This window comes from Kribbella lupini (assembly GCF_039529595.1).
Taxonomy (GTDB): Bacteria; Actinomycetota; Actinomycetes; order Propionibacteriales; family Kribbellaceae; genus Kribbella; species Kribbella lupini.
Window position 1 is genome coordinate 1,242,179 of the sequence record NZ_BAAANC010000002.1, and the last position, 20,508, is coordinate 1,262,686.

At 70.0% G+C, this 20,508-nt stretch carries 17 protein-coding genes; 8 read left to right on the top strand and 9 right to left on the bottom strand.

Annotated features, from left to right (window positions below; genetic code table 11):
* Window positions 1-44: 44 nt before the first annotated feature.
* On the bottom strand, window positions 45-1,040 hold the full coding sequence (locus tag ABD235_RS19165) for a TAXI family TRAP transporter solute-binding subunit (protein WP_344175827.1): 996 nt from the start codon (window positions 1,038-1,040) through the stop codon (window positions 45-47).
* Window positions 1,041-1,309: 269 nt separating this feature from the next.
* On the opposite strand from ABD235_RS19165, the gene ABD235_RS19170 reads away from it, so the two are divergent.
* On the top strand, window positions 1,310-4,324 hold the full coding sequence (locus ABD235_RS19170) for an alpha-mannosidase (RefSeq protein WP_344175829.1): 3,015 nt from the start codon (window positions 1,310-1,312) through the stop codon (window positions 4,322-4,324).
* 51 nt (window positions 4,325-4,375) lie between these two features.
* Here ABD235_RS19170 and ABD235_RS19175 read toward each other — a convergent pair whose 3' ends face one another.
* The gene (locus ABD235_RS19175) at window positions 4,376-5,215 is read right to left on the bottom strand and encodes an SGNH/GDSL hydrolase family protein (RefSeq protein WP_344175831.1); all 840 of its coding nucleotides are present in this window, start codon (window positions 5,213-5,215) and stop codon (window positions 4,376-4,378) included.
* A 101-nt stretch (window positions 5,216-5,316) separates the two neighbouring features.
* Here ABD235_RS19175 and ABD235_RS19180 point away from each other — a divergent pair, with 101 nt between their 5' ends.
* Both ABD235_RS19180 and ABD235_RS19185 read left to right on the top strand, forming a co-directional pair.
* Window positions 5,317-6,513 carry a PucR family transcriptional regulator gene (locus ABD235_RS19180; RefSeq protein ID WP_344175833.1) on the top strand — a complete coding sequence of 399 codons (1,197 nt, stop codon included), beginning with the start codon at window positions 5,317-5,319 and terminating at the stop codon, window positions 6,511-6,513.
* 54 nt (window positions 6,514-6,567) lie between these two features.
* Window positions 6,568-7,893, top strand: coding sequence for a cytochrome P450 (locus ABD235_RS19185; RefSeq protein ID WP_344175835.1), 1,326 nt, complete (start codon window positions 6,568-6,570; stop codon window positions 7,891-7,893).
* 133 nt (window positions 7,894-8,026) lie between these two features.
* Here ABD235_RS19185 and ABD235_RS19190 read toward each other — a convergent pair whose 3' ends face one another.
* A complete protein-coding gene (locus ABD235_RS19190) occupies window positions 8,027-8,530 on the bottom strand; it encodes a DUF5709 domain-containing protein (RefSeq protein ID WP_344175837.1) in 504 nt (167 codons plus the stop codon).
* A gap of 69 nt (window positions 8,531-8,599) precedes the next feature.
* On the opposite strand from ABD235_RS19190, the gene ABD235_RS19195 reads away from it, so the two are divergent.
* A complete protein-coding gene (locus tag ABD235_RS19195) occupies window positions 8,600-9,754 on the top strand; it encodes an FUSC family protein (RefSeq protein ID WP_344175839.1) in 1,155 nt (384 codons plus the stop codon).
* Window positions 9,755-10,158: 404 nt separating this feature from the next.
* Here the strand turns inward: ABD235_RS19195 and ABD235_RS19200 are convergent, their stop codons facing one another.
* Together ABD235_RS19200 and ABD235_RS19205 are read right to left on the bottom strand one after the other, a co-directional pair.
* Complete coding sequence (locus ABD235_RS19200; protein ID WP_344175841.1) at window positions 10,159-10,599, bottom strand: OsmC family protein; 441 nt, start codon at window positions 10,597-10,599, stop codon at window positions 10,159-10,161.
* Window positions 10,600-10,604: 5 nt separating this feature from the next.
* Entirely contained in the window at window positions 10,605-11,786 is a 1,182-nt protein-coding gene (locus tag ABD235_RS19205; protein ID WP_344175843.1) for a phosphatidylinositol-specific phospholipase C1-like protein, read from the bottom strand.
* Window positions 11,787-11,932: 146 nt separating this feature from the next.
* On the opposite strand from ABD235_RS19205, the gene ABD235_RS19210 reads away from it, so the two are divergent.
* Entirely contained in the window at window positions 11,933-12,565 is a 633-nt protein-coding gene (locus tag ABD235_RS19210) for a TetR/AcrR family transcriptional regulator (RefSeq protein WP_344175846.1), read from the top strand.
* Between the two features lie 60 nt (window positions 12,566-12,625).
* Here ABD235_RS19210 and ABD235_RS19215 read toward each other — a convergent pair whose 3' ends face one another.
* Entirely contained in the window at window positions 12,626-13,030 is a 405-nt protein-coding gene (locus ABD235_RS19215; protein WP_344175848.1) for a DUF3592 domain-containing protein, read from the bottom strand.
* Window positions 13,031-13,194: 164 nt separating this feature from the next.
* The gene (locus tag ABD235_RS19220) at window positions 13,195-15,057 is read right to left on the bottom strand and encodes a DUF5107 domain-containing protein (protein WP_344175849.1); all 1,863 of its coding nucleotides are present in this window, start codon (window positions 15,055-15,057) and stop codon (window positions 13,195-13,197) included.
* An 88-nt stretch (window positions 15,058-15,145) separates the two neighbouring features.
* Here ABD235_RS19220 and ABD235_RS19225 point away from each other — a divergent pair, with 88 nt between their 5' ends.
* Window positions 15,146-16,801, top strand: a complete 1,656-nt coding sequence (locus ABD235_RS19225; RefSeq protein ID WP_344175851.1) for an FAD-binding dehydrogenase — start codon at window positions 15,146-15,148, stop codon at window positions 16,799-16,801.
* 300 nt (window positions 16,802-17,101) lie between these two features.
* On the opposite strand, the gene ABD235_RS19230 is transcribed toward ABD235_RS19225, so the two are convergent.
* Window positions 17,102-17,515: a hypothetical protein gene (locus ABD235_RS19230; protein WP_344175852.1), complete on the bottom strand. Its 414-nt coding sequence runs from the start codon at window positions 17,513-17,515 to the stop codon at window positions 17,102-17,104.
* Window positions 17,516-17,737: 222 nt separating this feature from the next.
* On the opposite strand from ABD235_RS19230, the gene ABD235_RS19235 reads away from it, so the two are divergent.
* Window positions 17,738-18,238 (top strand): hypothetical protein, encoded by a 501-nt coding sequence (locus ABD235_RS19235; RefSeq protein ID WP_344175854.1) that lies wholly within the window; start codon window positions 17,738-17,740, stop codon window positions 18,236-18,238.
* Between the two features lie 119 nt (window positions 18,239-18,357).
* Window positions 18,358-19,524, top strand: coding sequence for a prolyl oligopeptidase family serine peptidase (locus ABD235_RS19240; RefSeq protein WP_344175856.1), 1,167 nt, complete (start codon window positions 18,358-18,360; stop codon window positions 19,522-19,524).
* Here ABD235_RS19240 and ABD235_RS19245 read toward each other — a convergent pair.
* On the bottom strand, window positions 19,521-20,438 hold the full coding sequence (locus tag ABD235_RS19245; RefSeq protein WP_344175858.1) for a serine protein kinase RIO: 918 nt from the start codon (window positions 20,436-20,438) through the stop codon (window positions 19,521-19,523). The two genes, ABD235_RS19240 and ABD235_RS19245, sit on opposite strands and share 4 nt — an antisense overlap.
* Window positions 20,439-20,508: the final 70 nt, after the last annotated feature.

A 20,508-nucleotide genomic window follows, 5' to 3' on the forward strand; every position in this document is an offset into this window, starting at 1 on the left:
TTCACCGCCCCTTTCGACGTACCGGCACAGCGTCGTACGGAAACTCAGACGTGGTTTTCCTTGTACCAGCGCTCGGCGGCCGGGTGCAGCGGGATCGGCATCGTCGCGATCGCGGAGCGGCTGTCCAGGGACCCGGCCTCGGGGTGGATCTCGCGCAGCTCGGCCTGCCGGCGGAACATCGTGTTCACCGTCCACCAGGCCCACGGGTCGGACAGGCCGCGGCGGGCCAGCAGGTAGTTGGGGACCGCCAGGGTGGGGACCGCGTTGGACAGCTTGTAGACCGACGGCGGGATCGACGACAGCACGTAGCCACCGAACCGCCGGCTCGCCAGCTCCTGGGCGGCGGAACCGATGTCGATCAGCCGGAAGCCGACCGTCGACTGGAGCTCCAGGATCGGTTCGGTCGGCAAGCCGCCGCTCCAGATCAAGGCCGCGATCCCTTCGCGCGGCTTCTCGATCCCGACGGCGAGGGCCTTCACCGCGGCCTCCAGCCCGAGCGACTTCGGGATCACCTTGATCCCCGCGGTCTGCAGGATCCGGTTGGCGACCACGCGGGTGCCGGAGCTGGTCGGCCCGAGGTTGACGGTCCGGCCGGCCAGGTGCTTCAGCTCGAAGATGTTCGACGACGTGGGCACCACCACGTGCACGTAGTTGTCGTAGGTCCGGGCCAGCGCCGAGAAGCGCAGCGCGCCGGACCCGAACGCGGTGCCCGGGGCACCCTCCCAGGCGTCGAGGGCGGAGTCGGACAGGCTGAACGCGATGTCGGCGGTCCCGGCGGCCAGCATCTTCAGGTTCTGCACCGAGCCGTCGGTGCGGACCGCGGTCATCGACACCCCGGTCTGCTCGGTGGCCAGCTTGGCCAGTCCGCTGCCGTAGATGTCGTACACACCGCCCGCGTTGCCGGTGGCGATCTTGGCGGGACCGTCCGGAGCCGCTTCGTCGGAGCGGCCACGCGAACAGCCCGGGACGACCAGGGCCCCGGTGGCCGCGGCCCCCAGTCCCAGCAGATGGCGGCGGGTCAGCAGGCGGGCACGATCCATGGGGGACAACCTAGTCGGGCCGGGGGCGAGCCCGCCATCGCGGTCCGGTCACGACTGCTCACCCCACGTCCCCTCTCTCACACTAGGTGCACCGGTCAGCCGGAAATCGGGCCTGTCGGTGACTGAACGGTGCCCGAAGTGCGCCGTGGAGGCCGCGGGAATCGACCGGGGTACGGCTTGCGTCTGGACGGGCCCGGCCATCATGTGACAGCGTTGTCAACACAGTCGGCCTGGATGGCCGCGGAACCCCGTCAGCGGAGGATGATTTCGTGCACGACGACCGACAACTGATCGAGGAGCGGCTCAAGCGCGCCCTGCGGGAGCGGATCCGCCCCGCGGTCTACGGCGCCTCCGTTCCGCTGGACATCGAGGTGTGGCACGCACCCGGTGAGCCCGTCTCCCCCGCCGAGGCCCTGGCCCAGAAGTTCGAGCCGGCCGAGATCGGCCTGCCCTGGGGTCCCGCCTGGGGCACCGCGTGGTTCAAGTTCAGCGGCCAGGTCCCGGCCGAGTGGGCCGGCTCCGAGATCGAGGCCGTGATCGACCTCGGCTTCAGCGGCGGCCCGGGCTTCTCCGCCGAGGGCCTGGTGCACACCACCTCCGGCGTACCGCTGAAGGGCCTGCACCCGCGGCAGACCTACGCGCCGCTGTCGATCCTCGGACCGGACGGTACGGCGGCCGCGCCGGGCGACCGGATCGAGTTCTACGTCGAGGGCGCCGCCAACCCGGAGATCCCGCTCGACAACGCCACCGCGAAGGTCGACATCGGCGCCAAGCGCGGCGAGACCCCGATCTACCAGCTGACCCGCGCCGACCTGGCCGTGTTCAACGCCGAGGTGTGGAACCTGATCCTGGACCTGGAGGCGCTCGGCGGCCTGCAGCAGGAGCTGTCCCCGCAGGAGCCGCGGCGTCGTGAGATCCTGCGCGCGCTCAGCCGGGCCCTGGACGCCCTGGACTACGAGGACGTCGCCGGGACCGCCGCCGACGCCCGCGCGCAGCTGACCGACGTACTGAGCCGTCCGGCGCACGCCAGCGCGCACCAGCTGTCCGCGGTCGGCCACGCGCACATCGACTCGGCCTGGCTCTGGCCGCTGCGCGAGACCCGCCGCAAGGTCGCCCGGACCGTCTCCAACGTCGCCACGCTGGCCGAGGAGTACCCGGAGCTGGTCTTCGCGTTCTCGCAGGCCCAGCAGCACGCCTGGGTGAAGGACAACTACCCCGAGGTCTGGGAGCGGCTGAAGAAGGCCGTTGCCGACGGCACCATCGTTCCGGTGGGCGGCATGTGGGTCGAGTCCGACACCAACCTGCCCGGCGGCGAGGCGCTGGCCCGGCAGTTCGTGCACGGCAAGCGCTTCTTCCTGGACGAGTACGGCATCGACACCCAGGAGGTCTGGCTGCCGGACTCGTTCGGCTACACCGCGGCGCTGCCGCAGCTGGTCAAGCTGTCCGGCTCGAAGTGGTTCCTGACCCAGAAGATCTCCTGGAACAAGGAGAACCGCTTCCCGCACCACACGTTCAACTGGGAAGGTCTCGACGGCACCCGGATCTTCACGCACTTCCCGCCGATCGACACCTACAACTCCGACCTGTCCGGTCGCGAGCTCGCGCACGCCCAGCGCAACTTCCAGGAGAACGGCGCCGCGACCCGGTCGCTGGTGCCGTTCGGGTACGGCGACGGCGGTGGCGGCCCCACCCGTGAGTTCGTCGCGACCGCCCGCCGGGTGGCCAACCTGGAGTCCTCGCCGCGGGTGACGATCGAGTCCCCGACCGAGTTCTTCAGCGCCGCCGAGGAGGAGTACGCCGAGCACGCGCCGGTGTGGTCCGGCGAGCTCTACCTGGAGATCCACCGGGCGACGTACACCTCGCAGGCCAAGACCAAGCAGGGCAACCGGCGCAGCGAGCACCTGCTCCGCGAGGCCGAGCTGTGGTCGGCCGCCGCGGTGGTCGCGGGCAAGCTGGACGCGTACCCGTACGAGGACCTGGACCGGATCTGGAAGGCCGTCCTGCTGAACCAGTTCCACGACATCCTGCCCGGCTCGTCGATCTCCTGGGTGCACCGCGAGGCCGAGGCGACGTACGCGCGGCTGGCCGAGGAGCTCGAGGCGATCATCGGCAAGGCCCAGCAGGCGCTGGCCGGCTCCGGTGACGCGCAGATCGTCTTCAACGCCGCACCGCACACCCGCGGTGGCGTCGCCGGTCTCGGCGCCGGCATCGCGGCCGGCGAGGGCCAGGCGGCGACGATCGACGGCAACGTCCTCGACAACGGCCTGATCCGGGTCACCGTCGACGAGCGCGGCCTGATCACCTCCCTGTACGACGTGGCCGCCGACCGCGAGGTGGTTGCCCCGGGCACCGCGGCGAACCTGCTGCAGCTGCACGTCGACACCCCGAACCACTGGGACGCCTGGGACGTCGACTCGTTCTACAAGAACAACGTCCGCGACGTCACCGAGGTCGACAGCGTCGACTTCAGCAGCGTCGACGGGGTCGCGACCGTCGTGGTGAAGCGGTCGTTCAACCGGTCCACCGTCACCCAGACGCTGCGGCTGCGGCCGGGCACCAAGCGGGTCGACATCGAGACCGCGATGGACTGGCACGAGACGGAGAAGTTCCTCAAGGCGGCGTACCCGGTCGACGTGCACGCCGACCGGTCGGCCTCGGAGACCCAGTTCGGGCACATCTTCCGGCCGACGCACACCAACACCTCGTGGGACGCGGCGAAGTTCGAGATCGCGGCACACCGCTGGGTGCACGTCGGCGAGCCCGGCTACGGCGTCGCCGTGGTCAACGACTCGACGTACGGGCACGACGTGAACCGGACCGCACGCGAGGACGGTGGCACCACGACCACCATCCGGACGTCGCTGATCCGCGCGCCGCGCTTCCCCGACCCGAAGACCGACCAGGGCCTGCACGTGGTCAACCACGCGCTGGTGGTCGGCGCCGGGATCCCGGAGGCCATCGAGGAGGGCTACCGGATCAACCTGCCGGAGCGCGTCGTCACCGGCGCCGAGGGGGTCGCGCCGCTGTTCGAGGTGAGCAACGGCAACGTGATCGTCGAGGCGGTCAAGCTGGCCGACGACCAGTCGGGTGACGTCGTCGTCCGGCTGTACGAGTCCAGCGGCGGCAAGTCGAAGGCGACCGTGACCCCGGGCTTCGCGGCCTCCGCCGTCACCGAGGTCGACCTGCTCGAGCGGCCGCTGGCCGACCGCGAGCTGACCGACGGCGGCGTGGCGATCGCGCTGCGCCCGTTCCAGATCCTGACGCTGCGCTTCAAGCGCAGCTGAAGTAGCTGAGAAAGGGCCCCGGGTAATTGTTGCCCGGGGCCCTTTTCGTGGTCAGCGCACCGCTTGGGCGACGATGCTGCCGAAGGCGGACATGCCCAGGGCTGAGGGGTGGAGCGGCGCGGCGACCGAGCTGGGGACCAGGCCCTCGAGCCAGCGCTGGCCGAGTGGGGCGCAGGCGTCGTGGCCGATGCTGGGGGTGCGGAGGCCGACGTACTGCGCGCCGTTGACGGCTGCCTGCGTGGCGAGCATCTGGTTGAGGCGGTCGATGGTGGCCTGCAGGTAGTTGGCGTCGACGCCCCAGACCGGGACGGTCGGCCAGCAACCGTTCGGGCGGACGTACGTGCCGTAGCCGGTGACGAGGACCTTCGCGTTGGGTGCGAGCCGACGGATCGTCGCGAGCGCCTGGCCGAACGCCGGGGCGGTGGCGTTGATGCGGGCGGCGAGCTGGTCCTGGCCGCCGGCGGTGAAGCGGGCCTTGCACGACGTACCGGCAGGTGGCGGCAGCAGGTTGATGCAGGACAGCGCGGCCGCGACGAGACCGGTGTCGTTGCCGCCGATCGCGACCGTGACCACGTCGGTCGACGCCGACAGCGCCTTGAACTGCGGCGGCACGAAGCCGAACTGCTGGCCGGTGAAGTCCGGGATCACCGCGCCCGAGCAGGTGACGTCGGTGAGCTGGGCGCCGAGCGCCTTGGCGGCGACGTGCGGGTAGTTGGCCGACGACCGCAGACAGGCCAGGTCGACCTGCGGCAGGATCAGCGGCCCGGCGGCCGAGGAGTCCCCCAGCGCGACGTACTCCAGCGGCTCGGTCGCGCCCGCTGGCCCACTCACGGCGCCGCTCAGCAGTACGCCGACCGCCACCACCCACGCCGCTCCTCGTGCTCGTCTCATCCTGATCACCCTTCGCAGTCGCGGGATTACCTACCTGCGGGTAATGTTCCAGCACAAAGCCACCCCAGGTCGCTGGGGCCACACCCAGACTTCGAGGGCGGATGCTTGTGACGGATCACAAGACCCTGACCGCGAACGGCGTACCCGTCGACCGCGTGCTGCTCGGAAACCTGGGCCGGCTCGCCGACCAGGTGCTCGACCACCTCGTCCAGCAGATCCCGCTGTACGGGCAGCTGCCACGCGAGGAGCTGCAGGGCGACATCCGCCAGATCACCGAGCGCACCCTGCGCGCCTTCGCCGAGACGTTCCGCACCGGCGTGATCCCGACCGGCTCGTCCCTCGAACCGCTCCGCGAGTCCGCCGCCCGCCGCGCCGAGGAAGGCGTCCCGCTGGAGGCGCTGCTCGCGGCGTACCACCTCGGTGGCCGGGTCTGCGCGGACTTCGTCGCCGACGGGTTCCGGCCCGACGAACTGCCCGACGCGCTCGCGCTCAACCGGCTGATCCTCGACTTCCTCCAGCAGGTCACCGCGACGGTCTCGGCCAGCTACTTCGAGGAACGCCAGATCATCGCCGGCGAGGAGCAGGCCGGACGCCAGTCGCTGCTCACCGCCTTGCTGGACGGCGGCCCCGCCGCCGAGGCTGCTCGTCGTGCCGGGCTGCAACTGCCCGACGAGTACGTCGTACTGGGTCTCGCGTACGGCGCGCACGCCGACGAGCGGCAACCCGGTGTCGACCCGAAGATCGTTGCCCGCCGCAAGCTTCGCCGGATCCGCCTGCAGCTCGACCGGGTCGGTGCGATGGCCAGCCTCTCACCCGCCGACGGCGTCGCTCTTCTCACGGGTCCAACGCCCTGGGATCCGTTGCACGCCAAGCTCAGCAAGGCCGCGGGAGTCGAGCTCTTCCTGGCTGTCTCCACCGCCGTGCCCGATCAGGTCCCCGCAGCGGTGGGCCTGGTCCGGGACCTGCTCGAGGTGGTGCGCATCCATCGTCGCCCGCCGGGCGTCTACCAGCTCGACGACCTCGTGCTCGAGTACCAGCTCAGCCGCCCGAGCCCGGCTCGCGATCGCCTCGCCGTACTGCTGCAGCCGCTCGCCGATCGCGCCGACCTGCTCGCGACGCTGCGCTGCTACCTCGCCAACAGCCGCAACCGCCGCCAGACCGCGTCCGACCTGCACGTTCACCCCAACACCGTCGACTACCGCCTCCGTCAGGTCGGTCGCCTCACCGGGCTCGATCCGGCGCAGGCCGACCATCTCCCCCGACTGGTCGCGGCGCTGGCGGCGTACGACGCAAGCTGACGTTCACCTGACCGTCGTAGCGTGGAAGTCCTCAGCCCTCATCCGGGAGGTGGCATGACGCCGACACCGCTGCTCGGTGCCCGCACGCTCGATCGCCAGACCGCCCGCACGCTGCCGCCCGGCCCGAAGCTGCCGACGCTGGTGCAGACGGTGCTGTTCGCCGGCCATCGCAAGACGTTCTTCCCGCGGATGCGGGCCAAGTACGGCGACGTCTTCACGATCCGGCTCGTGCCGTCGAGTCGCGTCTGCGTCGTACTGAGCCGGCCGGAGGACATCCGGGACATGTTCACCACGCCGCCGACCGTGATGCACGCGGGCGAGGGCAACCAGGTGCTCGCGCCGATCATGGGCGCCCACTCGCTGCTGCTGATCGACGACGAGGACCACGCGCGGATGCGGCGGCAGCTGATGCCGGCGTTCCTCGGCAACGCGCTGCGCGGGTACGCCGGGATGATCGGCGAGCTGGCCCGGGCGGACGTCGAGTCGTGGCCGGTGGGGACGCCGTTCACGCTGCACGACCGGATGCGGGAGCTGACGCTGGAGGTGATCCTGCAGGTCGTGTTCGGGGTCACCGACTCGACGCGGCTGGCCGAGCTGCGGCCGCTGGTGGAGAAGATCGTCGCGGTCCGGCCGATCACGATGCTCGCCGGGTTCTACCCGCGGCTGCTGAAGTACTCGCCGTGGCGGACCTACCTGGAGACGCAGAAGCGCGTCGACGAGATCCTGTACGACGAGATCGCGCGCCGTCGTACGGACAACGCCGGGCGCAACGACGTGCTCAGCCGCTTGCTGGCGGCCGGCGAGTGGTCGGACGTCGAGCTTCGGGACCAGCTGGTGACGTTGCTGCTGGCCGGGCACGAGACGACCGCCACGGCGTTGGCCTGGGCCTTCCACGAGCTGGCGCGGAACCCTTCCCAACTGACCGCCGCCCAGCAGGCCGCCGACGCGGGCGACGACGTGCGCCTGGAGGCGATCACCAAGGAGGCAATGCGGCTGCACCCGGTCGTCTACCAGGTCGGCCGCCGGGTCACCGAGACCGTCGACGTGGCCGGCTACCGGCTTCCCCGCGGTACGACGATCATGGCCGCCATCGGGCTGGTCCACGCCGATCCCGAGAACTACCCGGCCGCCGGCGAGTTCCGCCCAGAGCGCTTCCTGTCCGAGGACCCACCCGCGGCCGGCACCTGGATCCCCTTCGGCGGCGGCGCCCGCCGCTGCATCGGCGCCGGCTTCACGCTCCTGGAAGCCACCGAGATCCTCCGCGCGGTCCTCACCCGGTACGACGTACACCCGGTCGACCCGGCCCCGGAAACAGCAAAACCCCGCAACGTCACCCTGGTCCCGTCGAGGGGTTGCGAGGTAATAGCCACCACCCGCTGACCGCGCCAGAGCTCACGCAAGCCCCAGCAGACGCTGCGAAGCAGTCGTCATCCGGGCGGCCGGGCCCCACCCCCAAACACCGCTGCCCCACGCCGAAGGCGTGGGGCAGCGGTGGAAGTACAGGTGACTGGGCTCAGTCCTCCAGGTCGCCGACGTCGCCCAGGTCCACGTCGCGGACGGAGTCGAGGTCGGACTCGTCGTCGTCGTCGAGCTCGAAGGGCTCGTCGTCGTCGACCACGTGGACGGCGGCTTCTTCCGCGCTCGCCGCGGCGCCGTCGTAACCGACGTCGGAGGCGGTCAGCTCGGACTCCTCGTCGGAGTGGGCGCCCTCGTCGGGCGCGACCAGGCGGCCGGAGCGCTCGCTGCCGACCTCGGGGCCGCCGACGTTCTCACCGTCCTCGGCGTACGGGTCGACGTCGGGCTCCTCCTGCGCGATCCGCTGGTCGAGCGTCTCGCCCTCCAGCGCCTCGTCGGCCGTCGTCCCGAACCCCTCGCCGGCCGACCACTTCTCGGGCGGCGAGTACCCCTCGTCGAGCAGGTCGTCGACGCCGCGGTCGTTCAGCGTGTCCTCCGGCTGCAACTGGTCCTCGTCGTCGACGCTGTAGCTGCCGTAGTCCTCACGGTTGTTCTCGGTCATGGCCCCACCCTGACCGTCCGGCCCGTGCGAATCAAGGCAGAGCGCGGTCGTGTCGGAGATGATGGGCCCATGGACCCGGTCCGACTGACGCTGGATCAGCTGCGCGAGCTCCGCGACGACATCGCCCCGCACGCCGCCCAGCGCTCCCGCGCCTCGGTCCGCCGCCGGATCGAGCGCTGGCAGGACCGCAGCTTCTTCATCGTCCAGTGCGCCCTGGCCGCCGCCGTCGCCTGGACGATCGCCCGGTACGTCGTGGGCCACCAGCAACCGTTCTTCGCTCCGGTCGCCGCGATGGTCTGCCTCGGGTTCAGCTTCGGCCAGCGGCTGCGCCGGGTCGCCGAGGTGATGGTCGGTGTGGCCGTCGGGGTCGGCGTCGGTGACCTGTTCGTCCGCTTCTTCGGCACCGGTGTGGTCCAGATCGTGTTCGTCATCGCGCTCGCGATGAGCGTGGCCGTCCTGCTCGGCGCGGGCACCCTGATGACCACCCAGGCCGGCGTCCAGGCGGCGATCGTCACCACCTTGATGCCCAACGCGGGCGCCGGCTTCAACCGCTGGCTCGACGCCGTGCTCGGCGGCCTGGTCGCCCTGGCCGCGGCCACCGTCGCCCCGGCCGCGGCGATCCGTCGCCCACGGCAACAAGCGGCCGGCGTACTCAACGAACTGGCCGCGATCCTGATCGAGACCGCCGAAGGCCTGCGCGACAGCGACGAGGACGCCGTCACCGACGCGCTCCGCCGCGCCCGGGCGAGCGAGAGCCTGCTCGACGACCTCCGCAGTGCCGCCGCCGAAGGTGTCGCGGTCGTCCGCCTCTCGCCGTTCCGGCGCCGGCACCGCGGCCGCGTGAAGGAGATCGCCGACCTGGTGATCCCGCTCGACCGCGCGATCCGCAACATCCGCGTCCTGGTCCGCCGCTGCGCCGTCTCGGTCTGGCGGGACGAGAAGATGCCGGCCGAGTACCCGATGCTGCTCGAACGCCTCGCCGACGGCACCCGCCTGATCGCCGAGTCGCTGTTCGAGCCGCAGGCCGACGTGGCCGCGCACCGCGTCCTCGGTGAGCTCGGCCGCCGTACGGCGGTGATGCCGATCCCCGGCTCCCTGTCCGGCGTGGTCGTCCTGGGCCAGATCCGCTCCACGGTCGTCGACCTGCTCGAGCTGACCGGTACGACGTACGACGAGGCCCGCGAGCTCGTCCCGCTGCGCGCGGACGGGCTGGACGAGAAGTAGTGCGCTAGGTCACATCCAAAAGATCTGCCGAATCTCCGTCATACCCCGGCGGTCGGTGCGTCTCACAGGCATGACGATCCACCGACTGATGGCAGCCATCGCGACCGAGCAGGTCGAATTGCGCGACGGCGCGCCGAACGAGATCCCCGACGACCGGAGCGACGCCGCCGCTGAGCACCACTAGGCGCGAACCGGACGGACGGAGCCCAGGCGGCGCGCCCGGACGGTCTTCCCCACCGAGGTAGACCGCACGGATGTCGCACACCAACGCAGAGGCGCCCATGCGAGGCGCCGCCGGCTCCGTCGGGTGCACCGCCACAGCGGTGCACGCAGAACCACCCGGCCACTGTCCTGACGCCGCTTGCGCGAGGCTCAGGCCAGCCGGCCGGGTGGTTCTCTGCTGTTCAGGCGACGATGATCTCGGTCGTCACCGAGTTCGCGATGAAGCACTCCTCGTGCGAGAGGTGGTGGATCTTCGCGAGGGTCTCCGCGTCCGGCTGCTCGCCGGCGAACACGATCTTCGGGTGCAGCGTCACCTGGGTGATCGCCAGCTTGCCGCGCTCGTTCTTGGCCATCACGCCGACCGCGTGGTCGTCGTACGCGTCGACGACCAGCCGCTTCTTCGCCGCGATCGACAGGAACGTGAGCATGTGGCACGACGACAGCGCCGCCACGAACGCCTCCTCCGGGTCGACCGGCCCCGGATTGCCCAGGTACGCCGGGTTGGCGGACCCGGGCACGGTCACCCCGCCGTCGAAGCGCCACTCGTGGTCGCGGTTGTAGGTCTGGTAGGTGAACTCGTGCTCACCACGGCTCCAGCTGACATCGACCACGTGCTCCGACACAGAACTCACCTTTCCGAGACGTTCCCCCTGCACCACGCCGGGGAGGACACCGGGTTGCAGCGTACTGCGACCCCACCCGGCAGCTGAGCGACGAAGTCGCTGTCGTACCGCGCCGCCATCCCGGCGACCGGGAAGTCGGTGGTCACCCACTGCGCGCCGCTCTCCAGCGCGATCCCGACCCGGCTGGTCTCGTTGGCCAGGACCGTCGCCATCGGCTCGTCGGACCGGGTCCGGACCAGGTAGCCCTTGCGGACCAGCCGCTGGATCTCGGCCTGGTTCGCGCCGCGCGGGTCGTTCACCATCGTCACCGCGGCGTCCGGCTGCCCCTCGGGACCGCGGGTGAAGACCGCCCGGCCCTCCAGGTTCGGCTTGCCGGTCCGGTAGAGGTCGCGGATCTGGCCCTCGCCGCCGTTGTCGAAGAAGAACATCACCTTGCCGCGGGCCTGCTCCAGCGTCGGCCAGCCCTTCGTCAGCACCGACTGCTCCAGTGTCAGCCCGGGCTTGCGGACGTCGTCCGGCGACAGCAGCTGACGCTCACCGAAGACGGACCGGATCTCGGTGTCGACGCCGTTCAGGTTGGCCAGGTCCCACGGCGGGGACTGGACGCCGCCGGCCGCGACTATCCGCGGGTCGGACTGCTTCAGCTCCAGCTGGATCACGATCGGCGCGTGGTCCGGGTGCTGGTCCGACCAGCCCTTCACCTGCTTCAGGCACACCACGAAGGACCGGCAGGTGGTGTTGTAGTCGAAGTCGGCGATGTGCATGACCTTGTGGCCCGGCTTGGCCAGCTCCGGGTCGGTGAGCGGGCCCTGCCCGGTCAGCTTCCGGATCAGTGGGTACGTGTAGAGGCCGCCGGCCGGGTCCGGGAACAGGTCGAGCTCCAGGGCGCGGATGTTCTGGTTCTGCAGCTGCTGCGGGATCGAGGCGTGCGAGTACCAGATGTTCGCCGCGCCCGGGTCCTGCGCCTGCTGCACCTGCTTCTCGGCCGGGCTGAGCTCGCGGTGGTAGGCGTTGTGCGCGCCGAGGGTCTGGATCTGGTTCATCCTGAGCGCGGACCGGGTCTGCTTGGCGTCGGCCGAGGCCGGTACGTCGTTCGCGCCGCTGCTGCCGAGCGACGCACCCGCGAGTCCGGCGGCCGCGACCGCCGCGGACGCGACGCCGGCGGTGAGTTTGCTGCTGATCCGCATGCTGGAGTTCCCCTCCGTCGATCTGGGCGGTACTGCTGGTGACGATTCTGTCCCGCCACGGGTCACGAGTGGGCAGCCACAAGCTGTCATCGAACTGAACGACGGTGATGGCAACGTTGTCCCCCTTCGCGGGGCACAATGACCTCATGGTCTCCACTACCGCTGGTGAGGAGCCGGGTGCCTATCCGTTGCGGCGGATGCCGACCCAGGACCGGGCCAGCCGTCAGGTCGAACGCATCCTCGACGCGGCCTGCGCCGAGGTGGTCGAGCGCGGGTACGACGCCGCCTCGACCAGCAGCATCGCCAAGCGCGCCGAGATCGCGGTCGGCAGCGTGTACCGGTACTTCCCCGACAAGCGCACGCTGATCCAGGCGATCGAGCGGCGCAACCAGCACCGCTACACCGAGGCGGTGCGCGAGCGGCTCGCCGTGGTCGCGGACTGGCGCGAGGCCGTCGACGTCACGCTGGACACGTTCCGGGAGATGCACCGGACCGACCCGGGCTTCCGCGCCGTCGTACTGAGTGGACTGGGTGATCCGGAGCTGGAGGCGACGCCCGGTGAGTTCGACGACCAGCACTCGGGTGAGTTCGCCGAGCTGCTGACCCAGCGCTTCGGCGCGCGGGACAGCCGCGAGTTCCGGCTCACCGTGACGCTGACCATCACCATGGGCGAGGCGCTGTCGCACCTGTCCGAGCGGCTGGATCCCGAGGACGCGGAGGTCGTGCTGGCGCAGGGGCGTCCGACGCTGCACCGTTTGCTGGAGCCGCACCTGCCGTAGCTCGAGCCCCGGGATGGGCTCGAGCGGAAACTGGAAGACCCCCGCCGGCAGGGCGAGGGTTTACGGCTGTGGGACCGGGTCCGACGATCTCGGTCCGAGCTGCGGCCAGTGGCTGACCCGGCCCTCGATCCGGCCCCGGCGCGGCGTCCGGACGTCGTAGCTCACGATCACCCGGTCCTCCGCGGCGTACAGGTTCCTGCTCCCCATCGGCAGCCGGCGGTGGACCTCGTACGGGCCTTCGCCGCGCCGCGTGTAGTACTCGACGACGACCTCGACGTACTCCGTCGGGACACCGCCCTCGACCTGTCCACGGATCGGTCCGCGGACCCGGACCACCCGGCCGGCGGTCCTCTCCTCACCGAGCTCGCGGCGCTGCTTGCGACCGCCCGCGAACACGTCCGACATGATGCACGCGCTGACCAGCAGCACCAGGCCGAATCCGCCCAACACAATGATCGTCAACATGGCACTCACCCCCGACGGGCCGGTCCCTGCGACCTGTGCAGTTCCGCGACCGTCGTTCTCGTCACTTCCTGCGGCGGCCCTCGCCGCACGTCCGTGAGACGCCGCCACGGGGTGCTTGGTTCCAGGTCCTGACAAACTCGCCGACGGTGAGCGCCGGGTCGCCGTCAGTCGCCGGCCATGCCGAACTCGTACCGCGCCGGGACGGGCCTTGTTGTTCCAAGCAAGGCCTGTGCGCGCTGCCAGTACTCCGCCAGCGGGTTCTCGCCTTCCCGTACGCCGGAAGGCTCGACGCCTTCGTCGAGCAAGGCCTCGGCCTCGGCTGCCGCGCCGATCTCCAGCAGGTACCGCACCCGCAGCAACCGGATCCGCTGATCGTCACCCGGCGCCCTTTCGAGCATCCGTCCCGCCTGCGCCGCATCGACGTCCAGTGCCGCCGTTGCCGCTTCGACCACCAGCGGAACCAGGTCAGGTCGTAGCTCGGTCGCTCGCTCGTACGCCGCCAGGTCGCCGGTCGCCAGGGCCAGATTCCTGAGCGCCCACGGGTTGTCGCCGGACTCGCGCCAAGCCGCGACCGCGCCCGCCTCGTCGCCCGCGAGCCACCGGGCGACGCCGCGGTGGTACCAGGTCAGCCAGCTGTCCTCGGTCTGCTCCAGCAGGTCCTTCCAGGCGACCAACGTCCCATCCACCGCCTCAGGCGCACCTCCTTCGAGTACCGGCAACCAAGCCCGTTCCCGCTCCCCGATCGTGTCCTCGCCGAAGGGCGTCCCCGCCGACACCGTCCACCCCGTCCGCAGCAACTCCAAAGCACCCCACCCGGACCCAACCGCCAACCGCTCCCCCGGCTCCGCATCAGCGATCGCCAGCCAACTCTGCTCGCGCTCCGCCAGGTGCAACCGATCACCAAGTACGCCGTCCGCCGCACGCCACGCGGCCGACCATTCTCCGTGCGCCACCACCGGATCCACCGACACCCGCCCGTACGCCTCCAGCCACGACCAACTGGTTGCGCCAGGCAACTTAAGGTGCTCGAGCTGCGTCCGCGCCAGCCCCGCCTGGATCTCGCAGTACCCCGGCCCTTCGAGCCCCGGCGACAGCCACTCCTGCCAGCGCCTTCCACCGCGACCCTCACCCCACACGAACAGCTTCCGCCCGCGCAGCCGCTCCGTCGACGCCTGCACCAACCCGTTGCCCTCGGCATCCACCGCGGCGATCCACGGCCGCTGCCCCGGCAACGGCTCGAAGAAGAAGTCCACCGCTCTGCGGTGCCGCATCGGGTAGGTCAGATCGATCCCGTCGTACTCCGGCACCCCGACGAGATCGAGATTGTTGCCGTACCCGAACCGCCACGCCTGCTCCGCCGGCACCAGCACCCGCGTCTCAGGCGACTGCTCCACGGCGATGTTCGACCACCAGTACGCCGGGACGACGTCCGGCGACGGGTTCTGGATCCGCGCGCCGACGTACAGGAGGTCCGAGTCCGCCGGCAGCCAGAAGTCGAGCTGGACCACGAGGTTGCGGCTGCGCTCCCACTCCCACAGGCGCAGGACCGGCGTACCGTCCGGCCCTTCGACGCGGGCCGCGTGCATCGGCGAGCAGGTGCCGGTCCAGTGGCCGGTGCTGCCGAGGTTCCACTCGACGCCGCCGGCGAACCAGGCGTTGCGCAGGGCAAGGTTCGCGGGCTGGATCACCGGGTTGCGGTAGAGCAACTCCTGGCCCGAGGGCTTGTGGACGAGCGAGTAGAGCCGGCCGCCGAGGCTCGGGAGGACGGTCGCGCGGAGGTGGTCGTTCTCGAGGACGAGCGTGGGCAGCGGCTGCTCGGTCAGGGTGCGGCCGTAGCCGTCCTGGTCGAGACAGGGCAGGACGCTGCGCAGTCCGCCGTACCGGATGTTCTCGGCGAGCTCCTCCGGGAGGGCGTCGAGGTTCTCGACGCGATGCAGGTCCCGGTGACCGCGCAGCGGCGGCAACGGGTTCTCCTCGCCGAGTGCGGCGACGGGCAGGGTCAGCGTCTGCGCAGAAAGGATCGTCACATCGACAATTCTTGCAAGAGTGCGCAGCTGCGGTCTACAGCCGCCGTTGTCTGGTATCCATGGACGACCGACGCGAGGGGATGGGCCGATGGATGCAGATGTGATCGTCGTGGGAGCGGGGCTGGCCGGGCTGGCGGCGACCGCTGAGCTGGCCGACGCCGGACGCAAGGTGCTGCTGCTCGACCAGGAACCGGAGGCCTCGCTCGGCGGGCAGGCGTACTGGTCCTTCGGCGGTCTGATGTTCGTCGACTCGCCCGAGCAGCGGCGGATGGGCATCAAGGACTCCCACGACCTCGCGCTGCAGGACTGGCTCGGCTCGGCCGGGTTCGACCGGCTCGACGACGAGGACCACTGGGCCAAGCAGTGGGCCGAGGCGTACGTCGACTTCGCGGCCGGCGAGAAGCGGCCGTGGCTGCACGCGCAGGGTGTTCGCTGGTTCCCGGTCGTCGGGTGGGCCGAGCGCGGCGGGTACAACGCCGACGGGCACGGGAACTCGGTGCCGCGCTTCCACATCACGTGGGGAACCGGGCCGGGGCTGGTCGCGCCGTTCGAGCGGCGGGTGCGGGAGGCCGTGGCGAAGGGGTTGGTGGAGTTCCGGTTCCGGCATCGCGTGGACGAACTGACCGTCACCGGCGGCGTCGTCGACGGGGTGTCCGGGAAGGTGCTGGAGCCGAGCACCGTCGATCGCGCGGTGGAGAGCTCGCGGGTCGAGGTCGAGGACTTCGCGCTCACCGCGCAGGCCGTGATCGTCACGTCCGGCGGCATCGGCGGCAACCACGACCTGGTCCGCTCGCAGTGGCCGGCCCGGATGGGCAAGCCGCCGGAGAACATGATCAGCGGCGTACCGGCGCACGTCGACGGCCGGATGCTCGCGATCACCGAGGCGGCCGGCGGCCGGTACGTGAACCGCGACCGGATGTGGCACTACGTCGAGGGCATCCGCAACTGGGACCCGATCTGGCCGATGCACGGCATCCGGATCCTGCCCGGCCCGTCGTCGCTGTGGTTCGACGCGACCGGCAAGCGGCTGCCCGTCCCGCTGTTCCCGGGCTTCGACACGCTGGGAACGCTCGAGCACATCATGACCACCGGGTACGACTACAGCTGGTTCGTGCTGACCCAGAAGATCATCGAGAAGGAGTTCGCGCTGTCCGGCCAGGAGCAGAACCCTGACCTGACCGGCAAGGACATCCGCGGCGTCCTCGGCCGCGCCCGCGGCGGCGCCACCGTCCCCGTCCGCGCCTTCATGGACCAGGGCGCCGACTTCGTCGTCAAGGACAACCTCGCCGACCTCGTCCGCGGCATGAACGCGATCACCGGCACGGACCTGATCAACCTGCCCGACCTGGAACGACAGATCGTCGCCCGCGACCGCGAACTCGACAACACCTTCACCAAGGACCTCCAGATCACCGCGCTCCGCGGCGCCCGCAACTACCGCGGCGACAAACTCATCCGCGTCGCCACCCCGCACCGCATCCTCGACCCCAAAGCCGGCCCCCTCATCGCCGTCAAACTCAACATCCTCACCCGCAAGTCGCTCGGCGGCCTCCAAACAGACCTCTCCTCCCGAGTCCTCCGCGCCGACGGCACCCCCCTCCCCGGCGTTTACGCAGCCGGCGAAGTAGCCGGCTTCGGCGGCGGCGGAGTCCACGGCTACCGCTCTTTGGAGGGCACCTTCCTAGGCGGCTGCCTCTTCTCCGGCCGTACGGCGGGGCGCGCGGCGGCACGGGCAGTCAGCTGATTTCATCCCACGCAGTTCCCTCCGGTCGCTAGCGCTCCCTCCGAGACCTGCTCCCACCCACCCATTTCAACCGCGTGCGGCTAGCGCCGCCAGCCTGCGGGCTGGCGCCCGCCCGTGCGCGTGCTGTCGCCCGCTCCAGCGCGCGGCTGACGCCGCGATGTGCGGCTACCGCCGCCTGCGTGCGGGCTAGCGCCCGCAGTGCGCGTGCTTCGCCCGCAGGTGCGCGCTAGCGCGCTCAAGCGAAGCACCCAGTCGCCACCGGCCCGGCCAGATCCTGCATCTTGCGCGCACCAATGCCCGTCAACCATGCGCCGCGATACCCAGCCGCCGGCTGGACCTGAGCGCCCGCAGTACGGGCACCGCTGACCCCAGCACGAACACCCCGAACAGCGTGATCGGCAGCAAGCCGTACGGGCGAAGCAACCTGGTCGGGTCGTCCTGGAGCTCCGCCCAGTTGGTGATCCAGTTCGCCGTCACGTCCAACGCCATCACCGCGCAGGCCAGCCGGACGCCCCACGGGCGGACGAGTGCCACCAGCACGACGACCAACGGATCGAGCACCACCAAGCAGACGAAGAACACCTGCAGCGGCACCGGAGCGAACGACGCGTAGCCATGGATGCCGCCACGCACCAGGTCCAGGAGGTGAGCGATGGACCCCTCGAGGAAGCCGAGGACGTACACCGCGAGCACCCAGCGCGTCCAACTCGGCAAGGCCCTCCAACGTTCGCTCACCGGAGCAATCCAGTGGGTCCTGAGCGAAGGAACGGGAGACCGATCGGCGTGACGACGCCCCACGGACCCGGCGCCTGATGCGCCAGGTCGTGGCTTGCCCGGGTGTACGGGAGCGGTACGGGCAGCATGACGGCAGGGTCAGTCCTTAGCGTTGCCGAGACTCGACCGGTCGGTCGAAAGCCTGCGAAGAAGGAAAGTGCCATGACCACCAAGCGGAAGCGGCTCGCACGCTTCGTATCCGTTCTCGGTGCTTTGGCTGCCGTCGTGGTCGGTGGTTCCGGACCGGCGATGGCCATACCTCCCGACGTCGCGGTGGTCCGGATCCAGAACTACGCCGAGATCGGGGCCAGTACCGGATTCTACGAAAGCTTCAACACCTATGCGTACCGGCACCCGGCCGTCGTGCGGGTGGTGGGCTACTTCAGGAGCCACACTGCAACAAGGGTGACGCTGACCAAGATCAAGGTGTGCTATTCGAATGCCGTCAACAGGAACGTGCTGATTGCCCCGGCCATCACGAACAGCAGCGGATCGATCGCCAAGGAGTGGATCACCAACAGCTACGTGCCTGGGCAGTGTCGCGAGTACCCCTACACCCGGACGCTGACCAAGCAGTCTGACGGGAACATGATGCAGGTCCTCTTGCGGATCGTCTGCAGGGACAACTCGCGGGCGTCGACGTGGACCGGATTCAACCGCTAGCCCGGCCGGACATGTAGCACCACCCCACTCGATCCGATCGGCTTGTGGTCCCCGACCACCTGCCCTGGCTCCCACCAGGCCTCGTACCTTGGCGCACACCGACTCCCTCAGGAGGGCACATGCGCCGTCTGGCCGTCTCACTCGTCGTCCTGGTACTGGGGGCGCCTTTCCAGACACCAGCAGAAGCCCACGGCTGCAAACCCGTCCGGGTTCAAGGAGCCGAGTACAGCGAGACCACCTGCCTGCGGGACCTCACGACGCTCGGCGGGCGCACCAACCCGGCCGACTACGCCGGCCTCACGCATGCCGCGCTTCCGCAGCCGGAGCCGGTTAGAGGGACACAGGTCGACGGCTACTTCCCCGACACCTCGCACACCAACGCCAACAACGGCTGGAATCACGACGCGCAGTTCGTACTCCGGCTGCCCGACAAGTGGAACGGCGGGCTGGTCGTCGCCGGATCTCCAGGGGTCAGGGCGCAGTACGCGAACGACCGGGCGATCTCGGACGCCGTGCTGGCCAAGGGATACGCGTACGCGGCGACCGACAAGGGGAACACCGGAGCCGAGTTCTACCGGGACGGCGTCAATCCGGGGGACGCGATGGTCGAGTGGAATCGGCGGATGACCGAGCTGACCAGGGCGGCGCGCGCAGCGACGACGCAGTACTACAAGAGGAAGCCCCGTGAAGTCGTCGCGGCGGGGATCTCCAACGGTGGTTACCTCGTCCGCTGGCAGCTCGAGAATCATCCTGAGCTCTACACCCGAGGCGTCGATCTCGAAGGGACGCTCTGGACGGCGAAAGGCCCGAACCTCTTCACGTTCCTCCCGCCGGCGATCAGGGGCTATGAGCAACAAAACCCGGCGATGATCACCGCAGCGGGTTTCGACAGCAGGTCGAGCTTTCTCTGGGACTACCACTACGCCGTCTACTGGAAGCTGACCCAACGCATCTACGCCGCCGAGCTCGACCCGACCTACACAGGCACCGAGGGCGACTACGACTACACGACCAGATCCCAAGCACAGAACGCAGTACGACGGATCGCGCTGACCGGCAACATCCAGCGGCCGCTGACCACGATCCACGGCACCTACGACAGCCTGCTTCCGATCACCCAGGACTCCGACGTCTACGCCGCCATGGTGCGCAAAGCCGGCCAAGGAAGACTCCACAGGTACCAGCGGGTCGAGGCAGGCAATCATGTCGACGGGCTCGTCGACGCCTACCCCGACCGGCTGACACCACTCGTCCCCTTGCTGCGGCGAGCGATCAGCAAGAGCTAGAACACCATCGACAGCAGGTCGGCGAACAGCTCCTGCTCGTCGACCTCCAGTCCGCGGTTGGTGAACCAGGTCGCCATGTTGTGGCAGTCCCGGAGGAGGAACTCCATCCCCTTCGGGTTGCCGACGATGTCGAGGACCTGCGGCAGGTCGATCATCACGATGCGCTCGGGCTGGGCGAGCACGTTGTACGGCGACAGGTCGCCGTGCGCGAGCCCGGCCCGGGCCAGCTCCCGCATCCCGCATCGGATCTGCTCGAAGTACAGCTCGAGCACGTCCTTCGACGGGCGGACCTGGGCGAGCCGTGGCGCGGCGCCGCCTTCGCCGTCGTCGATGAACTCCATCAGCAGCTCGGTGCCGTCGACCTGCACCGGGTACGGGACCGGGACGCCGGCCGTCCACAGCCGGTTGAGGGCGTCCCACTCGGCGTAGGCCCACTGCCCGGCGGCGACGCTGCGGCCGTGCGACGACTTCTTCGCCATCGCGCGGCTGTCCCGGCTGTTGCGGGTCCGGCGGCCTTCGACGTACGCCGTACTGCGGTGGAAGGACCGGTGCTCCTCGGTCCGGTACCGCTTCGCCGCGAGCAGCGACGAGCGGGCCGGGCTGTCGCCGATGGCGTCGACGGCACGTTCGAGCAGGAAGACGTCGGCTTCCTTGCCGGTCTTGAGGATGCCGAACTCGGTGTCGATCGCGGCCTGCTCGGTCACGACCCAGTCGGGACGTGGTTCCGGGCCACGGCAGCCGCGTTCGACGTCGAGCCAGGTGGTCCAGCGCTGGTCAGGCCCCAGGCGTTCGTCGACCTCGGCGAACTGGAAGACGAAGGTCTCGTCCAGGGGCTCGGCGGACCGCTGCTCGGGCAGGTCGGTCCAGGGAAGATCAGAGAGTTCGTGCTCGGTACGGAAAACGTCGGAAGACAACGGATGTGCTCCTGGAGTGAGAAGTGAGGCTGACGCGGGCATGCCGCAGCACAGTGATGGCCATTCGTCA